19 protein-coding genes are annotated in these 18818 nt (G+C 70.4%); 12 read left to right on the top strand and 7 right to left on the bottom strand.

Features of this window, described 5'->3' with window-relative positions; all coding sequences use genetic code 11:
- Positions 1-190: 190 nt before the first annotated feature.
- Together KIS93_RS59185 and KIS93_RS59180 are read right to left on the bottom strand one after the other, a co-directional pair.
- On the bottom strand, positions 191-646 hold the full coding sequence (locus tag KIS93_RS59185; protein ID WP_080039789.1) for a GNAT family N-acetyltransferase: 456 nt from the start codon (positions 644-646) through the stop codon (positions 191-193).
- A 19-nt stretch (positions 647-665) separates the two neighbouring features.
- Entirely contained in the window at positions 666-1232 is a 567-nt protein-coding gene (locus KIS93_RS59180; protein ID WP_080039788.1) for a helix-turn-helix domain-containing protein, read from the bottom strand.
- Between the two features lie 71 nt (positions 1233-1303).
- On the opposite strand from KIS93_RS59180, the gene KIS93_RS59175 reads away from it, so the two are divergent.
- Positions 1304-1954: an LOG family protein gene (locus KIS93_RS59175; protein ID WP_080039787.1), complete on the top strand. Its 651-nt coding sequence runs from the start codon at positions 1304-1306 to the stop codon at positions 1952-1954.
- On the opposite strand, the gene KIS93_RS59170 is transcribed toward KIS93_RS59175, so the two are convergent.
- Together KIS93_RS59170 and KIS93_RS59165 are read right to left on the bottom strand one after the other, a co-directional pair.
- The gene (locus KIS93_RS59170) at positions 1881-2030 is read right to left on the bottom strand and encodes a hypothetical protein (RefSeq protein ID WP_155127754.1); all 150 of its coding nucleotides are present in this window, start codon (positions 2028-2030) and stop codon (positions 1881-1883) included. The two genes, KIS93_RS59175 and KIS93_RS59170, sit on opposite strands and share 74 nt — an antisense overlap.
- 60 nt (positions 2031-2090) lie before the next feature.
- Positions 2091-3215, bottom strand: a complete 1125-nt coding sequence (locus KIS93_RS59165; RefSeq protein WP_080039786.1) for a DUF6042 family protein — start codon at positions 3213-3215, stop codon at positions 2091-2093.
- 415 nt (positions 3216-3630) lie between these two features.
- On the opposite strand from KIS93_RS59165, the gene KIS93_RS59160 reads away from it, so the two are divergent.
- The 10 genes from KIS93_RS59160 to KIS93_RS59115 all read left to right on the top strand — a co-directional run bounded on the left by KIS93_RS59160 (position 3631) and on the right by KIS93_RS59115 (position 15160).
- The gene (locus KIS93_RS59160; protein WP_155127751.1) at positions 3631-4713 is read left to right on the top strand and encodes a ParB/RepB/Spo0J family partition protein; all 1083 of its coding nucleotides are present in this window, start codon (positions 3631-3633) and stop codon (positions 4711-4713) included.
- A 110-nt stretch (positions 4714-4823) separates the two neighbouring features.
- Positions 4824-6182: an MFS transporter gene (locus tag KIS93_RS59155; RefSeq protein ID WP_080039785.1), complete on the top strand. Its 1359-nt coding sequence runs from the start codon at positions 4824-4826 to the stop codon at positions 6180-6182.
- 27 nt (positions 6183-6209) lie between these two features.
- Positions 6210-7505 (top strand): cation:proton antiporter domain-containing protein, encoded by a 1296-nt coding sequence (locus tag KIS93_RS59150; RefSeq protein WP_080039784.1) that lies wholly within the window; start codon positions 6210-6212, stop codon positions 7503-7505.
- A 118-nt stretch (positions 7506-7623) separates the two neighbouring features.
- The gene (locus KIS93_RS59145) at positions 7624-8874 is read left to right on the top strand and encodes a radical SAM protein (protein ID WP_186405098.1); all 1251 of its coding nucleotides are present in this window, start codon (positions 7624-7626) and stop codon (positions 8872-8874) included.
- 238 nt (positions 8875-9112) lie between these two features.
- Positions 9113-10498: a hypothetical protein gene (locus KIS93_RS59140; RefSeq protein ID WP_080039782.1), complete on the top strand. Its 1386-nt coding sequence runs from the start codon at positions 9113-9115 to the stop codon at positions 10496-10498.
- 17 nt (positions 10499-10515) lie between these two features.
- Positions 10516-11658, top strand: a complete 1143-nt coding sequence (locus KIS93_RS59135; RefSeq protein WP_080039781.1) for a cytochrome P450 — start codon at positions 10516-10518, stop codon at positions 11656-11658.
- 24 nt (positions 11659-11682) lie between these two features.
- A complete protein-coding gene (locus KIS93_RS59130; protein WP_080039780.1) occupies positions 11683-12711 on the top strand; it encodes an aspartyl/asparaginyl beta-hydroxylase domain-containing protein in 1029 nt (342 codons plus the stop codon).
- On the top strand, positions 12708-13829 hold the full coding sequence (locus KIS93_RS59125; RefSeq protein WP_080039779.1) for a WD40/YVTN/BNR-like repeat-containing protein: 1122 nt from the start codon (positions 12708-12710) through the stop codon (positions 13827-13829). Before KIS93_RS59130 ends, KIS93_RS59125 begins: the two co-directional genes overlap by 4 nt.
- 8 nt (positions 13830-13837) lie before the next feature.
- Entirely contained in the window at positions 13838-14128 is a 291-nt protein-coding gene (locus KIS93_RS59120) for a MoaD/ThiS family protein (RefSeq protein ID WP_230466270.1), read from the top strand.
- Between the two features lie 51 nt (positions 14129-14179).
- Positions 14180-15160, top strand: a complete 981-nt coding sequence (locus KIS93_RS59115) for an ArsR/SmtB family transcription factor (protein ID WP_080039777.1) — start codon at positions 14180-14182, stop codon at positions 15158-15160.
- On the opposite strand, the gene KIS93_RS59110 is transcribed toward KIS93_RS59115, so the two are convergent.
- The 3 genes from KIS93_RS59110 to KIS93_RS59100 all read right to left on the bottom strand — a co-directional run bounded on the left by KIS93_RS59110 (position 15150) and on the right by KIS93_RS59100 (position 18267).
- Entirely contained in the window at positions 15150-16310 is a 1161-nt protein-coding gene (locus tag KIS93_RS59110) for a trans-sulfuration enzyme family protein (RefSeq protein WP_080039776.1), read from the bottom strand. The two genes, KIS93_RS59115 and KIS93_RS59110, sit on opposite strands and share 11 nt — an antisense overlap.
- A 40-nt stretch (positions 16311-16350) precedes the next feature.
- On the bottom strand, positions 16351-17040 hold the full coding sequence (locus KIS93_RS59105) for a 2OG-Fe dioxygenase family protein (protein WP_080039775.1): 690 nt from the start codon (positions 17038-17040) through the stop codon (positions 16351-16353).
- 171 nt (positions 17041-17211) lie between these two features.
- The gene (locus KIS93_RS59100; protein ID WP_186405097.1) at positions 17212-18267 is read right to left on the bottom strand and encodes an inorganic phosphate transporter; all 1056 of its coding nucleotides are present in this window, start codon (positions 18265-18267) and stop codon (positions 17212-17214) included.
- Between the two features lie 176 nt (positions 18268-18443).
- On the opposite strand from KIS93_RS59100, the gene KIS93_RS59095 reads away from it, so the two are divergent.
- Positions 18444-18800, top strand: coding sequence for an ArsR/SmtB family transcription factor (locus KIS93_RS59095; protein WP_080039773.1), 357 nt, complete (start codon positions 18444-18446; stop codon positions 18798-18800).
- Positions 18801-18818 lie beyond the last annotated feature (18 nt).

Raw genomic sequence — 18818 nt, 5'->3', positions numbered from 1 at the left:
CGAGCGGGGCGTCGTGAAGGTGGCGAGGTGCAGGTCGCAGGCGGGATGGCGGGCCTTGGAGGCGTCGAGCAGGGGCGCAGGTCTTGCGGGTTGTGCCCGGCCTCGGCCGGCGTCAGGAAGATCTCGATGTCGCGAACTCACACCTCCGGCGCCCCTTCGGGGGTGACAAGGGGGATGACGTTCGGCTCGGTCAGAGGAGTCTGGTCATGAACACGCTGTGCGGGTCGGGCCGGTAGTCGGCGAAGGGTTCGCAGTAGTCGAAGCCGAATTTCTCGTAGAGCCTTCTCGCCGGCAGGAAGAAGTCGGTCGAACCGGTCTCCAGGCTGAGCCGGGTGAAGCCCATGCGCCTGGCCTCGGTGAGAATGTGCTTGAGCATCAGGGACGCGAGCCCGCTGCGTTTGCGGTGGGACGCGGTGCGCATCGACTTCAGTTCGGCGTGGGCCGCGTCCAGCCTCTTGATCGCGCCGCACGCCACGACCGAGCCGCCGTCCATGGCCGACCAGAAGGTGACCTCGGGGATGCGGAGCCCGTCGAGGTCGAGGGCGTGCACGCTCTCCGGCGGCGTGATCGACCTCATCTCCTCGACGTGCCCGTTGAGGAAAGCCGCGATCTCGGGGCCGGACAGGTCGTCCACGACGATGTTCATCGCACTCCTTGACGGTGTTTCACGGCAGGACGACCAGCACGGCGTACCGGACGGCCCTGGGGCCGGGGTTGCGGAAGCGCGTCGGCCCCCACAGGCGAAATCGTAGGCAGTCCCCCTCCTGGAGGTCGTGCCGCTGCCCGTCCACGGTGAGCTCGAGCGTGCCGTCCAGCACCCAGATGTGCTGCTCCTGGCCCGGTACGGGCGGCCTGTCGTACGGGATGTCGGCCCCCGCCCGCAGGAGGCCCTCCACGATCTCGGCCTTCAGCCCGGGGTGCGGCGGGGACACCGAGCGCCGGGTGAAGCCCGACTCCTCGTCCCGCCACACCTGCTGCCGGTCGGCGCGCACCAGTTGCGGCGGCTCCGACTCCACCTCGGCGAGAAGCTGTGACATCGTCCGCCCGTAGACGGCGCACAACTTGCCCAGCTGCGCGGCCGTCGGGCTGATCTCCGCGCGTTCCAGCCGCGACAGTGTCGAACGGCTCACGCCCGCCTGGGCCGCCAGCTCGTCCAGCGACCAGCCGCGTTCGACCCGCAGGTCGGCGAGCCGCCCGGCGAGCCGGCTCTCCAAGTCTGCCGCTGTTCTCATATCTGGGATTCTATCCCTGATATGAGAACGCTACGATTCCCGCCGTTGATCGGCACCTGCAAGGGGGACGCATGAAGCGCATCGCCATCTTCACCGGTTCGGCGCCCGGCGCCGACCCCGCCTTCTCGGACCTGGCCGCCGGCGTCGGTCGCGAGCTCGCCGCCAGGGGGATCGGCGTGGTGTACGGCGGCGGGCGCGCCGGCCTCATGGGCGCGCTCGCCGACGGGGCGCTCAAGGCCGGCGGCGAGGTGATCGGCGTGATCCCCCGCAGCATGGTCGAGCGCGAATGGGCCCACGACGGCATCACCGAGCTGCACGTCTGCGAGACGATGCACGAGCGCAAGGCGATCATGGCAGCCAGGTCCGACGCCTTCCTGGCCCTGCCCGGAGGGCTCGGCACCCTCGAAGAGATCTTCGAGGTGTGGACGTGGCGCCGGCTCGGCTTCCACCGCAAACCGGTGGGCTTCCTGAACGCCGGCGGCTTCTGGACCCCCTTGCTCAAGGCGCTCGACGGCATCGCAGCCGACGGATTCCTGTCCCCGGCGGCCATGAAGGACGTCGTCGTCGAGCCGAACCTGCCCGCCGCCCTGGAGGCGCTGTCCCTGCGGCGTGAGGTCGCAGGCCTCGGCGGCGACGTACCCGGCGAGTTCATTTCTTGCGGGCGAGCAGCGGCAGCAGCGCCATCGCCGCCAGGGCGAGGGCCAGGCCGCCGGCCGGCGTGACGGTGAAGGCGCCGGTGCAGGCGTTGTGCGCCCCGCCGAGCGCGGTGGACAGCGGCAGGCCGAGCAGGTGGAGCATGATCGCCACCCTGGTCGCGGCTCGCCGCCGAAGATGGCGGTGGGCGCGGTCGCGACAGCCCTACTGGGCCGTGTGCCCTGGGCGGCCGGCCTCGGGTTGCCGCAGTGGGCGGGGCTCGGCGGTGAAGGTGGCGTTCTCGGGGATGCTGAGCAGGCCGCGTTCGACGCCGTAGCGGATGGTGTCGCGGATGTCCTCCGCCGTGGCCAGCAGCCGGTCGGTGAGCTGTTCCGGTGTCGCGGTGACGGTGCCGCCCGGGCTCCATACCGCCAGGGCGGCGAGGTCGGCGGCGAAGCAGGTGTGGCGCTCGCGGTCGTCCCGCCGCCGGATCATGGCGACCTGGTCGGCGGGCAGGCTCAGCACCTGCTCGGCCCGTGGCGGGTCGGGGGCCAGGTGGTAGCGGGTCGCGCCGTTCACCGTCTCGGTGGTCAGCAGGCCGGCGGCCGTCAGGAGGGGGAGCAGGTGCGGGCGGGTGGCCGGGGCGGGCACGCCGAGCTGGGCGGCGAAGCCCGACAGGTCGTCGTCGATGGGGGAGTTCCAGTCGCCGGAGCTGCTGGACCACGGTTGGTAGGCGGCGGCGATCCGGTCCTCGGTGGCGTGGCCGGTGGCCGCGGCGAGCTGGACGGCGTACAGCACCTCCTGGCCCGGCAACCCGAGGCACGTTCGCCAGCCGGTGCTCGCCGGCCGCACGGCGGGGCGGCTGCGGGCCAGCCAGCGGGGCGGCTCCAGGGCGGCCGGCCAGAACCGCAGCCGCCACAGGTCGCCCTCGGACGCCTGGAAGCCGGGGATCTCCGGTGGTGTGCGGCGGCAGGAGACGCAGACCCGGTACAGGCCGGGTGCGCCGAGTCGCAGCGGGGTGCCGGCGTACAGGTCGCTGCTCATGACGCTGGTCAGGTAGACGGCGCCGGTGCCGCAGTGGTACGGCGTCTCGACCACGTCGTCCCACCCGTCGTCGAGGGGCGGGGCGGTGTGATGGGCTTCCAGGTGTACGCGGTGGCGCCCGTCCCGGGAGGACGCCTGTAACCATCCGGCGCCGGCCTTGGCGATCGTGCCGCCGGGCTGCGCGTCCAGGTCGTGCTCGCCGAGCAGGGGCAGGTCCGTTTCCACCACCGGCTCCTCGCCCCAGGTGTCCCGGACGACGATCGTCCCGTACTCCGGCCAGTAATCCTCCACAGCGATGATCTTCATGCCATGACCGTAACCGTGCGCGGGCTGCTCCCGCGGCCGAGCTGGTCTGCGAGGTCCGGCGGTCGGGGCTTCGGGCGTGCTCATGTCACCGACGGCGATGATCCCGATCCCCAAGCAAGATCATTAACGTGCGGCCGACGTATTATCAGTCATCACCGAGCACCTGTCAAGGAGTCTTCGGTCGAGGCGGGATGGCCCAGGTGGCACGCGTGGGACGGCCGGCCGTTATGAACTCGATATCCAGTGCGACCCGCGGTTCGCGCGGCGCGATGACGAGGCGTTTCAGTGTCAAAGCACTATCGAACAGCGACCCGAACACTGTCTTCCCGTGCTACTCAAGTGATTCCACGGATGACAAACTAGCTGGCCTAGGTGGGGGTCATCGTTCGGTGTGAGAGTCCATGCGGGGGCATGCATGCAGGACCCGAACCACCAGTCCGGTCGGACTGCACAGCAGCAGGTGCCAGAAGTCGCGTCGATGGGACATGCGCCGTGGGAACAGCAACCGGCGATCCGGGTGCCGCTTGATCAGCTCGTGCTCGACGCCTCTCCGCGGCTGAACGGCCAGGATCGCGAGCATGTGCAGCGACTGGCGGAGATCGACCTGTCGCTGCCGCCCATTCTCGTGCAACGCGGCACGATGCGCGTGATCGACGGCGCACATCGTGTTCGCGCCGCGCAGTTGAACGGCAAGGGCAGCATCACCGCCTACTTCTACGATGGCACCGAGGAGGACGCGTTCGTCGTCTCCGTCGAACGCAACGTCACTCACGGCATGCCGCTGACGCATGCCGATCGCCGGGCGGCTGCGGACCGCATCATCAAGTCTCATCCGCACTGGTCGGATCGTGCCATCGCCACGCGGACGGGTCTGTCGGACAAGACCGTCCGGGCGATCCGTTCGAGTTCGGAAATCCCGCAGTCGAACGAGCGGCTGGGGCTGGACGGCCGGACGCGGCCCATGAGCGCGGCCGACGGGCGTCGGCGGGCCGCGGAGATTCTCGCGGCCGAGCCGACGAAGCCGCTGCGCAGGGTCGCGGAGGCGTCGGGTGTGTCCCTGGCGACGGCTCACGACGTCCGGCAGCGGATGCTCCGCGGCGACGATCCCGTGCCGGGCAGGCGCGAGACGAATGGGCGGACGCTCCCCTTGGCCTTACCGGCGAAGTCGGCGTCGCAGATCGCGCTGTCGAAGGAGACCGCCTGCCTGGACGCGATGCTCGCGCGCCTGACGAAGGACCCGTCGCTGAAGTACACCGACACCGGCCGGCTCTTCCTGCGCTGGCTGCATCTGCACGCCATTGACAATAAGGACTGGGAGACCTTCCTCGACAGCATGCCGGAGCACTGCCGTCACTCCGTTGCGACGATCGCGCGTCAGGTGGCCAGTAAGTGGCAGGATTTCGCCTGCCAGCTCGAACACGCGCAGGACTCCGCATGCTGCCGGTCCCAGCCGGTGGCCGCGAGCCCCGCCCAGGCCCTTCCGAGCCCGAGCCCGTGAAACGCCCTGGCAGGAGGCGGTGAACCCCCCGCGTCCTGCCGGCCGGCCAGGGGACTTACGGTGGTGGGCGAAACTCTTGCGATGCATGTGGGCCGCCAGATACTGACGGCATGGCAGAGGTCAGTAATCGGCTGCAGCGTTCGACGTATCGGCGCGTGCTCGCGCAACCCGCATTCCGCATGCTCTTCCTGACCCGTTCGCTCGCCGTCACCGGCGACTCGGTCCGGGCGCTCGCTCTGGCGGTCTCGGTCTTCGCCATCACCGGATCGCCTCTCTGGTCGGCCGTCGCGTACAGCATCACGTTCGTGCCGCAGATGCTCGGCTCCAGCCTGCTCGGCACGCTCGCCGACCGGCTGCGTCCCAGGCCCCTGCTCACGACGTTGTTCGCCATCGACGCGAGCGTCGGGCTCGTCATCGGGCTGGGGCGGCCACCGGTGGCCGTGAGCCTGATCCTCGTCGCGATGGTCGCCCTGGTGACCCCGCTCTACCAGGGCGCGTCGAGCCGCTTGGTGGCCGAGGTGCTCGCCGGCGACGACTACGTCAAAGGACGGGCGTTGTGGTGCAGCGCGCCACTGGCCGCCCAGCTCGTCGGCAACGCGCTGGCGGGTTTCAGCGTCGCCGCGTTCGGCGCGGAGACGACCATCGTGCTCAGCGCCGCCTTCCACCTCAGCAGCGTGCTGATGATCCGGATCGGGCTGCCCGACCTGCCTGCCGCACCCGCACCGGCCGGCGCCCCGCCGTCCGGCCGCAGGCTGTCCACGTTCGCGGACAGCTGGCGGCAGAACTTCCAGCTGCTCGGGACCTCGTCCGTGCTCACGCTGCTGCTCGCCAAATGGATCCCGCCGGGGCTGGTGACGGGCGCGGAGGCGCTGATCGTGCCGTACACCGCCGAGAACGGCCATCCGGCCTCCGTCGCCGGCGTGCTGCTCGCGTGCCTGGCGGTCGGCATGATGGTGAGCAACCTGGCGTTCGGGAAGGTCACCGACGTCACGTTGCGCGATCGGCTCACCTTGTGGTTGCCCCTCGTCGCGGGGCTGCCGCTGGTCGCGCTGCTCTTCGACCTGCCGGTGGCGGTCATCGGCGCGTTCCTCGTGCTCAGCGGCATCGGCCTGGCCTACGATCTCGGGCTTGAGCTGCGGTTCGTGGACTCCGTCCCGGAGGACAAGCGCGGCCTCGCCTTCGGGCTGCGCAGCACCGGGCTGATGACCGTGCAGGGGATCGGGCCGGCCGTGTCCGGGGCGGTGGCACTGGCCGTACCGGTCGCCACGGTGATAGCACTGAGCGGCGGTGTCGCCGCGGTGCTCGGGGTCGTCCTCGTCGGGCGGGCCCTGGCGGTGCCGCTCAAGCAGGTGGCCGGCGCCCCGTGCTCCTGCTCGGGCACCGGCAATGCGCGGCCCGCGACGAGGGTCCGGACAGAGACGGACGACCCGAGCCTCGTACGTACCCCTCGTCCCACGGAGACCAGGTAACAGGCGTCCGCTGAGGGGTAGGCACGCATGCACGACCGCAGTGAACTCGTCGGCGCCGTGGTCATCGCCGACGTCGCGCTGATCCTCGTCGTCGGAGCCGTCCTGGGACGGCTGGTCACCAGGTTCCGCCAGCCCACCGTCATCGGCGAGATCCTCGCGGGCATCGCGCTCGGTCCGAGCCTGCTCGGCCTGCTGCCGGGCGACCCCACGCGGGTGATCTTCCCGGACGAGGCGCGCCCGCACCTGAAGATGATCGCCCAGGTAGGGCTGCTGTTCTTCATGTTCGGGGTGGGCTGGGAGTTCGAGCACAAGCTGATCAGCAGTCAGAAGAAGACGGCCGCCGCGGTCTCCCTGTCCTCGATCGCCCTGTCCTTCGGCCTGGGCGTGGCCCTGGGTCTCGTGCTGTACGAGCACCACGCGGTGGTCAACGGCGAACGCGTGTCGCTGGCCGCGTTCGCCCTCTTCCTCGGGACCGCGATGTCGATCACGGCGTTCCCCGTGCTGGCCAGGATCCTGGCCGACAACTGGCTCATGTTCACCCGGGCCGGAGCCCTGGCGCTGGCGAGCGCCGCGATCGACGACGTCCTGGCCTGGTGTCTGCTGGCACTCGTGGCGGCACTCGCCACGTCGGGGGATCTCGCCGGCTTCCTGCGGACGGCGGGCCTCGCCGCCGCGTACGTCCTGGTGATGGCCCTGCTGGTACGTCCGTTGCTGAAGGCGGTGATCGGCCGGTGGGCTCAGGAGCGCGTCTCGCCGTTCCTGGTGGTGGTGCTGTGCGCCGGCGTGCTCATCTCGTCGTACGCCACCACGCTGATCGGGATCCATCCCATCTTCGGGGCATTCGCCTTCGGGGTCGCCATGCCGCGCGAGCCCGCCGAGGTGCTGCGGCAAGGGCTGAGGGTGCCGCTCGCCAACGTCAGCCTCATCCTCATGCCGGTGTTCTTCATCGTCACCGGGCTGAGCGTCGACATCAGTGCCCTGACCGGCGGTGAATACCTGCAGCTGGCGGCCATCGTGCTGGTGGCCTGCGCCGGGAAGATGCTGGGCGCGGCCGGGCCCGCCCTGATCTCCGGGATGAGCCGGCGCGAGTCGGGGACCTTGGCCATCCTCGTGAACACGCGGGGCCTGACCGAACTGATCATTCTCAATGTGGGGGTCAGCCTCGGTGTCCTGGACGGCGCCATGTTCACACTCATGGTGTTGATGGCACTGATCACCACGGCGATGGCGGGTCCGTTGCTGCCGAAGAGGGCGCTGCTGCCGACGCCGGGCGTGGTTGCGGATGACATTTCCGCCGGTATGGCCGCGCCCAACAAATCCTGAGAATTTCCCGGCGGCAATTTCCGGTAAACGCGAACACGCCGGTGCCCGGGCCTGCCGTGTCAGAATGGCGCGTCGGTTCACGAAAGGCGCGAGCCCGTGCAAGGGAGGCAGGCTTTCGATGAGCGGTCCGTCCATCGCAGTTGTTTCGGCTTTCGAAGCCGAGTTGCAGCCGGTTCTGGCCGCGAGTGCCGCCGGCTCCCTGCGGGGCGCCGGCGCCGAAGTGACCGGGTGGGACGCCGGCGGCTTTCCCCTCGACTTTCCCGGCGGCGGCTTCGATCTGGTGCTGATCTCGATCCCCTCCTTCGAGGGAATCGAAGCGGGCGCGCACCTGGCCGCCCGGTTCAAGGCCGCGGGAGCGCGGCGCGTGCTCGCCTTCGGCCAGTACGCCTGGCTCAACGCGGCCGCTCTGTCGGCCGTCACCGACGGCGTGATCGTGGACGAGCCCGAGGGCATGGCCGCGGACCTGGTCGCCTGCGCTCGTGGCGAGGTCACGCCCGGCGAGCTCGGCGGCGTCATCACCGGGGGCTCGCGGGTCAGGCCCAAGCGGCATGCGGCACGGCAGTGGCAGGTGCCCGCCCGTGACCTGTTCCCGCCGCTCACCGACTACCCGGCGCACACCACGAAGTTCGGGCTGATGGGCAACATCGAGGCGACCCGAGGCTGCCATCACCGCTGCAGCTACTGCGCCGTCTACGCCTCCTACGGGGTCACGGCCATCCCGATCGACCCGGACGTCATCCTCGCCGACGCCACGCAGCTCGCCGCGCAGGGCGCCGGGCACTTCGTCTTCGTCGACGCCGAGTTCTTCAACACCCGCCGCCACGCGCTGACCGCCATGGAGGCGGTGGCCGAGCGGCTGGGGCCGGTGACGTTCGAGATCACCACCCGCTTCGACCACATCCTCGAGTTCGAGGCCGAGCTCGGCCGGATGACCGAGCTCGGCCTGCGGGTGGTGACCTCCGCCCTGGAATTCCCGTCGGACAAGCTGCTGCGGATCTTCGACAAGGGCATCGACGTGCCCGGCATCAAGCAGGCCATCCGGGTGGCGCAGGCGACCGGCTTCGAGCTGCGCCCCTCGTTCATCACCTTCACCCCCTGGGTCGGCCTGGAGGAGATCCGGGCGCTGGAGAGCTTCCTCGAAGAGACCGGGATCGCCGCCTCGGTGGACCCCACCGCACGCCAGACCAGGCTGCTGCTCTACAAAGGGTCGCCCCTCCTCGGATCGGGCTGGCTGGACGGCGTCGAGCTGATCGACCGTGGCTTCCATTACGACTGGACCCACCCTGACCCGGCGGTGGACGAGCTGTGGGCAGAACGCCACCAGCAGGCCGTGGAGGCGGGCGCCGGCCGTTGCTGCGTCCGCTGCTGAGCCATTTCCCGGCACAGCCGAAAAGCGATACGGATTGCCGTTCGGCTTTTCCTGGGAATGGAATCGCACCCGCTCAGCTAGCTGTCCGTCAAGGAGGTGGACCATGCGTTACCGCCACTGAAGTGAGACACGCCGGAAAATGACCTGACAAATGAACGGCCGCCCCCTGTCCGCCGGGCGCGTGTCACGGCCGGACAGGGGACGGCGTAAAAAGCACGAGATCCGTCGAGGAGAGCCGGTGCAGACGTTAGAGCAGCGAATCAACGCGCTGAATTCCGAGATGCAGGCGTACGCGCGGGAGCACGCCACCGAGCTGGCGGAATACTTCGACGACGCCGGCGACGCGTTGTCCGGGCTCCGCGACAGCCGCCTGAGCTGCTGTGTCGGCGAACGCATGCCGGTGCCCCCCGCGCTGCTGCCGAAAGAGGTGGCCGAGCGCTTCGCGCGCTGCCATCGGGCCTTCCAGGAGGCGCTCGACCTGATCTTCGACGGCCGCCTGCGCGGATCCTGGCACCGGCTGGCGCAGGCGCTGCGGCTGGAGGAGCCGACGTTCGGCTACGTCGACCCGGCGCGCAGGCCGCGCTGGATGACCATCGCCCGCCCCGACGTGGTCATCCACGACGACGACCTCACCATGGTGGAGCCCAACGCCGGCTCCTCCTGCGGCTACATGCCCGATGCCGACATCCTGGGCCGGCTCTTCGAGCAGTCGCTGATCATCGGCGACTTCCTGCGCAAGCGGGATGCGTACCGCACGGACGTGGTCGCCACGCTCGCCGCCTACCTGCGGGAACGGCTGGTGGAAGCGGGGGAGTCGCCGGCCGCGGCGCGCATCCTGGTCATCGAGTTCAAGGCGGATCTCGGGGGCCCGTGCGACGACTGCCACGGTCTCTCCCAGGAGCTGCGGCGGCACGGGCTGCGCGCCGAAGCGGCCGCCGTCGAGGACCTCGACGTCGGCGACGGCGGGGTGGCGTACAAGGGCGAACGGTGCTCCCTGCTCTACCGGGTCGCCGGTGAGGAGCCCGACCCCATCGGCAACTACCCCTTGCTCGCGCCGATCCTGGAGGCGGGCCGCGCGGGACGCGTGGTGATCGTGGACGATCTCGACGACGCCATCGCGCTCAACAAGACCATTCTCGCCACCGTCTCCGAGGAGCTGGACGCGGGCACGCTGCCGGCCCGGCTGCGGGACGTGCTCGCGACGTTCGTGCCGTGGACGCGGGTCATCGAGGACGTCCCGGCCGACGTCGACGGCCGTCGCGTGGACCTGCTGAAGTGGTGCGCGGACCACCGCGAGTCCCTGGTGCTCAAGCCCGGCGCCGGGTACGGAGGCCGCGGCGTGACGATCGGCTGCGAGACCGATTCCGCACGCTGGCTGGCGGCGCTGGACGAGGCCGTGGCCGCCGGCGAGGCGTGGATGGTGCAGCGGATCGCGAGGTCACACCCGACCATGGCCTCCATCATCAAGGACGGTTCGCTGGTCAGCGAGCCGACATATGTGGACTACGGCTACTTCGCGGTCGGCGCCGCCGTGCCCGCGGCCATCGTCCGCAAGAGCCCGCCGTTCGGGCGTCCGAGCCGCCGCGTCAAGAACGGCGGCTGCGGCCCCGTCTTCGTCGTCTGAAACTCCCGGAGCGAAACGTGGAGATCTTCTCACCCATCTCGCCGAGCATGCTCGCCGACCCCTACTCGGTGTACCGGCACCTGCAGCGCGAGGACCCCGTCCACTGGCACGAGCAGCTCAACGCCTGGATCGTCACCAGGCACGCCGACTGCATCCGCATCCTCGGGGACCCGGAGACGTTCATCAACGACTACCGGAAGATCGGCGAGGAGGCTCCGGAGGACATCCTGGGGCTGCAGACGCTGGACGCCCCCGAGCACACCGAGGTCCGGCACCTGCTCATCGAGGCCATGCGGAACATCGACATGCCCGCGTGGATCGAGGACTGCTCCAGGGTCGCGGACGAGCTGCTCGCCGAGGTGAACCTCGAGCGCTTCGACTACGTCAAGCAGTTCAACGAGCCGCTCGCGCTCAGGAGCATGTGCCTGTTCTTCGGCATCCCCCATTTCGGCGACGAGGCCAAGTTCCACGAAGCCCAGCGCCGCCTGGTGCTGAGCATGGACTTCGGGCTCAACCCGGATCTGCTGGAGCCGGGCGTCGAGGCCCGCCGGTACTGCACCAGCGTCCTGGCGCCGTACGCGATCAACCCCCCTCCGACCGGCCTGCTCGCGCACGTCGACTTCGGCAGGACGGGCCCGCTGACGGGTTACGTGCTCAACGCCCTCCGGCAGATGTTCGTCGCCGGGTTCCTCTCCTCCAGCAGCACGTTGAGCTGCATCACCCGCACCCTCGTCGAACGGAACCTGCTCAACCTCGACGAGCCGCTCAAGGTGAGCAACCAGGTCTACAACGAGCTCATCCGCCACTCCGGCGCCGTGCAGGTGGACACGCGCGGCTGCGCCGAGACGGTCACGCTCGGCGGCAAGGAGATCCTCAGGGGCACGGAGGTCCTCCTCGTGCCCGCCGCGGCGAACCGGGACCCGGCCGTCTTCAGCCGGCCGGACGACCTCGACTTCACCCGGGAGTCCAACCCCCATCTGGGCTTCGGCAAGGGCGTGCACGCGTGCATCGGCGCGCACCTCGCCCAGTCGCTGCACATGCCGGTGCTCACCCAGCTCTCCGAGCGCTACCGCCTCACCCTCGCCGAGCCGCCGGTGCAACGTCCCACAGGCACGCTGCGCGGCCTGAACCACATGTTCGTCACAGCTCGTCCACGCTGACGCGCCAGTACGGGAGGTAAGCCCATGTCAGCCGTCGATCCCTGGCCACAGGCGCCCATCCTGGCGACACTGCCGCCGACCGCTCAGCTGGACCTCTCCTTCGACATCGCGCGCCTGCTCGAAGACCTCGACCAGGTGAAGGCGACGGCCTGGAAGGAGATCCGCATCGTGTCGGGCGACGGGCTGGGCGACTACGCCACGAAGCTCGACTGGAGGACCGTGCCGCTGCGGAGCATCGGCGGCGACGGTGATCGGGGGGACGCGGGGGGACCGGACCTGGCGGACTTCGCCGACACCCCGTGGCTGGCCCGGCTGCCCCATCTGGCCGAGGTGCTGAAGGCGATCCCGGCGCGACTGGCGTCCGTGCGGCTGATGGCGCTCGGTCCCGGCGCGCGTACGCCGCTGCACAGCGACACCAAGGTCGGGCTGCCCTGGGGGTCGGTGCGGCTGCACGTCCCCATCGTGACGATGCCCGAGGCGACGCTGACGATCGCCGGCGAGGTCCACTGCTGGCCGCCGGGCACCGTCTGGTACGCCGACTTCACCCGCGGCCACATGGTCGAGAACACGGGCACCGACGTGCGCGTCCACCTCGTCATCGACTCGCTGGTCACGCCCGCGCTGCTGGCCCTCTTCCCGCCCGTCTTCCACGGCGCGGCCGTGCACCGGAGCACGATCTTCGAGCCGGAGGCGGCTCCGCTGGGCCGCGACGCGCTGGAGAGGCTCCGGTGCCGCTTCACGCTGCCGGAGTCGTTCCGCTCGTGGGAGGAGCCGGAAGGCGCGTTCCTGGAGGATCAGCCCGGCGTGCCGGCGAGTGTCGACCGGCACGCCGGCGGGCTCGGCCTGTACGTGAACGGCGAGCCTGTCTACGGGCTCGTCCACCGAGGCGCCGGCGAGTTCCGGTTCGCGGGCTGGACGGGGGAGCGGACCGTTCAGGTGCGGCACGACGAGGCCGGGAGCACGCAGGTGGTCCTGCGCACGCGAGCAGGTGACCGGACGTTCTCCCGGACCTTGGACGCCCAGGCCCTGTCGCCCGTGGGAGGAGCCCGATGAGCCGGATACGCCTGCTGGTGGGCACCCGCAAGGGCGCCTTCGTGATGACCTCGGACGCCGCGCGCCGGCAGTGGGACATCACCGGCCCGCACTTCCCGGGCTGGGAGATCTACCACATCACGGGCTCGCCCGCCGACCCGCGACGGTTGTACGCCTCCCAGTCGACGCGGTGGTTCGGCCAGGTGGTCCAGCGCTCCGACGACGGCGGCGAGACCTGGCGTCCGGTGGGCAACGACTTCGGCTACCAGAGCCCGCCCGGCACCCACCGCTGGCACTGGGGCGACGCCACCCCGCATCGCTGGGAGTTCGCACGGGTGTGGCAGTTCCAGCCGTCCCCGACCGACCCGGACACGGTGTACGCGGGGGTCGAGGACGCGGCCCTGTTCCGCACGTCGGACGGCGGCCACACCTGGACGGAGCTGACGGCGCTGCGGGAGCACGAGTCGGCACAGACCTGGGAGCCGGGCGGCGGCGGGCTGTGCCTGCACACCGTCGTCCTGGACCCCACCCGCCCGGAGCGGATCTTCGCCGCCGTCTCCGCCGCGGGCCTGTTCCGATCCGACGACGGCGGGATCACCTTCGAACCGAGAAACCGCGGCCTGTACTCGCGGGACCTGCCGGACCCCCGTGCCGAGGTCGGCCACTGCGTGCACCGGGTGGCGACGCATCCCTCGCGTCCCGACGTGCTCTTCATGCAGAAGCACTGGGACGTCGACCGTAGCGATGACGGCGGCGACTCCTGGGAGGACATCAGCGGAGACCTGCCCGCCGCCTTCGGCTTCCCCATCGTGGTCCACGCGCACGAGCCCGACACCGTCTACGTCGTGCCGATCAAGAGCGAGTCGGAGCACTATCCCCTCGACGGCGAGCTGCGGGTCTATCGCAGCCGCACGGGCGGCCACGAGTGGGAGCCGCTCACCAAGGGCCTTCCGGAGGACCGCTGCTACGTCAACGTGCTCCGCGGCGCGATGACCGTCGACTCCCTCGACCCCTGCGGCGTCTACTTCGGCACGACCGGGGGCCAGGTGTTCGCCTCGGCCGACGAGGGCGACTCCTGGGAGGCCGTCGCCGCCCACCTGCCCGCCGTGCTCTCCGTGGAAGCGCAGACCCTGCCATGATCCGGGTCGTGCTCCCCACTCACCTGCGCCGCCTCGCGAGCGTCAACGGCGAAGTGACGCTGCAGTTCGACGGCGAAGAAGGAGCCACCCAGCGCCTGCTGCTGGACGCGCTCGAAGCGAGCTACCCCATGCTGCGCGGGACGATCCGCGACCAGAGCACGGGCCGGCGCAGAGCGCTCGTCAAGTTCTTCGCCTGCGGGGAGGACGTGTCCTTCGACCCGCCGGACAGCCCGCTGCCCAGCATGATCCGCACCGGGGTGGAGCCCTTCCTCATCGTCGGCGCCATGGCCGGCGGCTGATCCGGCCACGGTGCACGCCGGGCGGGGGAAAGCCTGAGGAGCGCGGACGCCATGCGGATAGAGCTGTCGTCGGAGGAGCTGGCCACGAGCCGCTTCGCCGTGTCGCCGCTGTTCGAGCTCATGGGCGTGCTCCGGGTGCTCAGCGGCAGGTCCCGCGGATACCCCGCCCAGACCTGGGTACGCCGCCTTTCGCCCGCCTACGACGAGCTGCGGCAGCATGCCGGATGCGCCGTGCTGCTCGCGTTGCAGGGCGGCACGTACCACGCCGGCTTCATCACCCCGCCGCCGCACAGCATGGCCCAGACCTTCGCCGACGATCTGGCGGCCGTCCGCGCCACGCCGCTGGCGCTGGCCCGGGAGGAGATCAGGGCCTGCCTGGAAGCCCGCCCGGTCACGGACGCCGGCATCCGCGCGACGCTCGCCGGCGCGGAGATCGTGGAGGTGATCGCCGACGCGCTCGCCCACGCGTGGGACCGCCTGCTCGCTCCGCACTGGCCCCGTATCCGCTCCGCCTACGAACGGGACGTCACCGCCCACGCCGCGATGCTCGGGCGCGCCGGATGGGCCAAGACCCTGGGCGACCTGCACCCGCGGATCCGGTGGCGAGCAGGAGGTCTTGAGCTGGCCCGCTGCGCTCCCGACGACCGGCTCACCGCGCCACGTGGGCTGCTCCTCGTGCCGAGCGCCTTCGTCTGGCCCGGTTTCGCCGTCTACGCCGACGAGCCGTGGCCCTGCACCCTCGTCTACCCGGCCGGGCACCGCTCCGCCTTCGAGCCCTCGACAGGCGACCGCCTGTCCGCGCTGGCCAGGCTCATGGGCAGGACCCGCGCCCGGCTGCTGGACGAGCTGCGCGAGCCGGCCACCACGAGCCAGCTCGCGGCCGGTCTGCGCCTGTCCGTCGGCACCGTGGGCGATCACTTGGCGGTGCTGCGCGAGGCCGGGCTGCTCGACCGGTCGCGCGCCGGGTATCGCGTCCTCTACCGGCGGACCCCGCTGGGGGACTCCCTCGTGGACGAGGCCGCTACGCCTTGAGAGCCTGGGCGAAGTCGGCCAGAAGATCCTCATGGTGCTCCAGACCGGCGGAGACGCGGAGCGTCCCAGGGCTGATCCCCGCGGCGCGAAGCTCAGCCTCGTCGAGCTCCCGGTGCGAGGTCGTCGCCGGATGAAGCACCAGAGTCTGCGGGCCGCCCAGGGACGTCGCCAGCTCCGCGCAGCGCAGCCGGACGAGGAACGCGCGCACGTCGCCGTCCACCTCGAACGACAACACCCCGCCATAGCCGTCGAGGATCCGCCGCGCCACGGCGTGGCTCGGATGGCTGGGCAGCCCCGGCCAGCGCACGTGGGCGACCCGAGGATGCCCCTCCAGCAGGTGCGCCAGGCGGCCGGCGTTCTCGCAGTGGCGTTCCACGCGCAGGGCGAGCGTCTTCAGCCCGCGCAGAACCAGCCAGGACGCGAACGGATCCACCACCGCACCCAGGTCCGCCGCGAGGTGCCACACCCGCTCGTGCACGTCACGGCTGGCGAAGACGGCCAAGCCCGCGACCACGTCGTCGTGGCCGCCCAGGTACTTGGTGGCCGAATGCACGACCACGTCCGCGCCGTACTCGATCGGCCGGCACAACATCGGGGTGGCGAAGGTGTTGTCCACCACGCAGACCAGCCCGGCCGCCCGGCCCGCCGCCAGCAGCGCGGGCAGGTCGGCGACCTCGGTCGTCGGATTGGCGATCGTCTCCAGGTAGAGGAGCCTGGTCTCCGGTCTGACCGCGGCGGCCAGCTCACCGGCGTCCGCACCCGAGATTCGCGTGACGGCGACGCCGAAGCGCTCCGCCAGGCGCATGAGCACGCTCTGGGTGCCGCCGTACACGCGCCGCTGCACGATGAGGTGGTCACCGGAACGGAGCAGGGCCAGCAGCACCGCGTTGATCGCTCCCATGCCGGAGGCGGTCGCGAGCGCCGCGACGCCGCCTTCCAGATCGGCGACGGCCGTCTCCAGGGCCCTGGTGGTGGGGTTGGAATGCCGGGTGTACGAGTAGCCGCGGTCGGGATGACGCAGCCCTTCCGCGCAGGCGTCGGGGTCCTCGAAGGCGAAGGTCGAGGTCTGGTAGAGGGGAACGGCCACCGGACGCGAGGTCGGCGGTGGCGGCGCCCACGCCCGGACGGCCCGGGTCTGCGGGTGCGTCATGAGGCGGCTCCTCCCGCGACAGCGCGGGTCCGCGGGTGCGTCATGAGGCGGCTCTTCCCGCGACGGCCCGGGCCTCGAACTCCTCCCCGTACTTCCTGCGGTCCCACCGGTTGAACACCACGATCCACAGGTCGCGATGCCCGAAGCCGCCGTCGAGCGACTCCAGGTCGGTCGCCGTGTGCCACATGGCCGTGTCGTCGAAGGCCAGAGCCTGGTTCGGCTGCAACGTCACGCGGAAGAACGGCTCTCCGCCGCCGAGCGGCATCAACTGGTTCTCGCCGCCGGAGATGTTGTGCCGGGCGAAGACGGCGAGCATCGCGAAGTCGTGGCCGTCGCGGTGCGGCCCCTCGGGCACGGACACGCCGGCGACACCCGGGCCGACCTTCACCCGGCACTGGTGCACGTTGATGTGCCAGTCATGACCTTCGTCCAGGCCGATCTGGCGGGCCGCCGTGTGGATCTGCGGCGTCGGGTCGATCCGCAGCGGCTCCAGCTCCCGCGGTATGCCGCCGACCAGGGTGTTGACTGTGGGCGGCTGGAGGAACGGCCGATGCGGCAGCAGCGAGAGCCGCCACTGACGAGGCTCGGGGTCGAGCCGCAGGCGGTACTGGGAGAACCGTCTGCTGCGCTGCCGCCCGCCGGTGTACGGATCCAGCGGAAGGGTCGCGAACTCGGCCAGGACGGACGGGGCGGCCGGTGGCAGGTCGAATACTTTGTAGAAGGGTGCCATGACAATGCCCTTCGCCATTATTCGGAGGATCGGTATTTTATCCCGCAGGCACTTGTTCGATGTTTCTTTCGGCGGGCGTCGATGTCGCCGGCCGCCACGAAGCACAACGAATTTTCCGCGATAACGCGGGCGGGCGGAAAGGACGCCTGATGGCACCCCTCCCGCCGTCGGCTATCGCACCAGCAGGAAGGCCAGCGCGGCCACGCCTGCGGCGATCAGCGGCGTCGCCGTCCAGGCCAGGAGGAAGTCGCGCAAGGAGCGGCGGTTCAGCCGTCCGACGTCGCGCCCCGCGATCCCGGCGATCGCGCCCGTCGAGACCTGGGTGGTGGACATCGGCATTCCCGCGCCGGCGCCGAATCCGACCAGGACAGCGGTGGTGAGGTTCGCCGTCAGCCCCTCCACGTGCGACATCTTGACCACGTCCTCGCCCAGCCGCCGCGCCACTCGGAGGCCGCCGACGAGCGAGCCCACGACCATGGCCAGGGCGACGGCCAGGAGCACCTGCGTGATCGTCATCCCGGCCGGCACCAGGGAGAACGTGCCGATGGCCACGATCTTCGGTGTGTCGTTCAGCCCGCGGGCGAAGCTCGCGGCCCCGCTGGACAACCAGTGCGCCGCCGTCACCACGTCGAATCCGCGGGCCGTCCGGTCGCGGTGGACCGCGCATGTGGTGACGGTGCCGACCTGGACGCCGCCGCCGGTGGGCACGCTGATCACCTCGGCCTCGGCCTGGGCGCAGGTGCATCGGTCCGGTCTGGTGAAGCGCCGTGCGACCTGCCTGAGCACCGCGGACAACACGTACGCGACCGCGATGCTCGCGAGCAACGGAAGCACGACCTTGCTGCCCAGCACTTCGACGTGCACGCTTGATCCCGACGAGCTCCCCAGCAGCACTCCGGCGCCGATCAGCGAGCCGACCAGGGCGTGCGTGGTCGAGACCGGCAGGCGGAGGAACGTGGCGAGCACGATCCAGCTCGCCGTCCCCAGGAGGACCGCGAAGGCGAACGGGTCGGTCGCGGGCGCACTGACGATGCCCTTCGAGAACAGCGCGGTCATCCGGTCGGCCAGGGCCAGGGAGCACAGGGATCCGGCCAGCGTGGTCACCGTTCCCCAGACGACGGCGGTGCGGTAGCTCGCGACCCCTGCTCCGCCGAGCGTCGCCACTCCCTTGGGAACGTCATTGCCGCCGTTCGCGGCCGCCAGGCCGACGAGAAGAATGAAGATCACGACGGTCATGATCCGCCTCCGATCCGCTCGACGTCCCGCCGACGATAAAAGGGGCGTCAATTAACTCGCAATTACGCGTCGGTGAACGACCGTAAATAGAAGGACGTCGAATTCTGTTTGGCGGGGCCGGTGGCGGGCGGCTTGTCCGGGCAAAGGCCTCCTGTCACCCTGATCTGGTGCTGGAGCCTGATGTCACCGCCGTCTGCCGGATCTCCGCCCCCGTACCACCGCTGACCAGCCGTGAGGCCGGCAGTCTCGCCGAGGTGTTCAAGGCCCTGGGCGACCCCGTACGACTTGAGCTGATATCGATGATCGCCGCTTACGGGGAGCCGTGCGTGTGCGACCTGACGAAGGCCTTCGACCTGGCGGCGCCCACGATTTCGCACCACCTGAAGGTGCTGCGCAAGGCGGGCCTCATCGAAAGCCGGCGCCAAGGCACCTGGATCCATTATCGAGCCGTGCCGGAAAAGCTGGCCGAGCTGTCGATTCTGCTGGACGGGCAGGCCAGAACGGCTGTGCTCCTGCCCGGATAGCTAATTAGACGGCCATGT

The organism is [Actinomadura] parvosata subsp. kistnae, assembly GCF_900323885.1.
GTDB classification, from domain to species: Bacteria; Actinomycetota; Actinomycetes; order Streptosporangiales; family Streptosporangiaceae; genus Nonomuraea; species Nonomuraea composti.
Note: the sequence above shows the minus strand (reverse complement) of the source record. Positions and strands in the feature narration are given on the sequence as shown.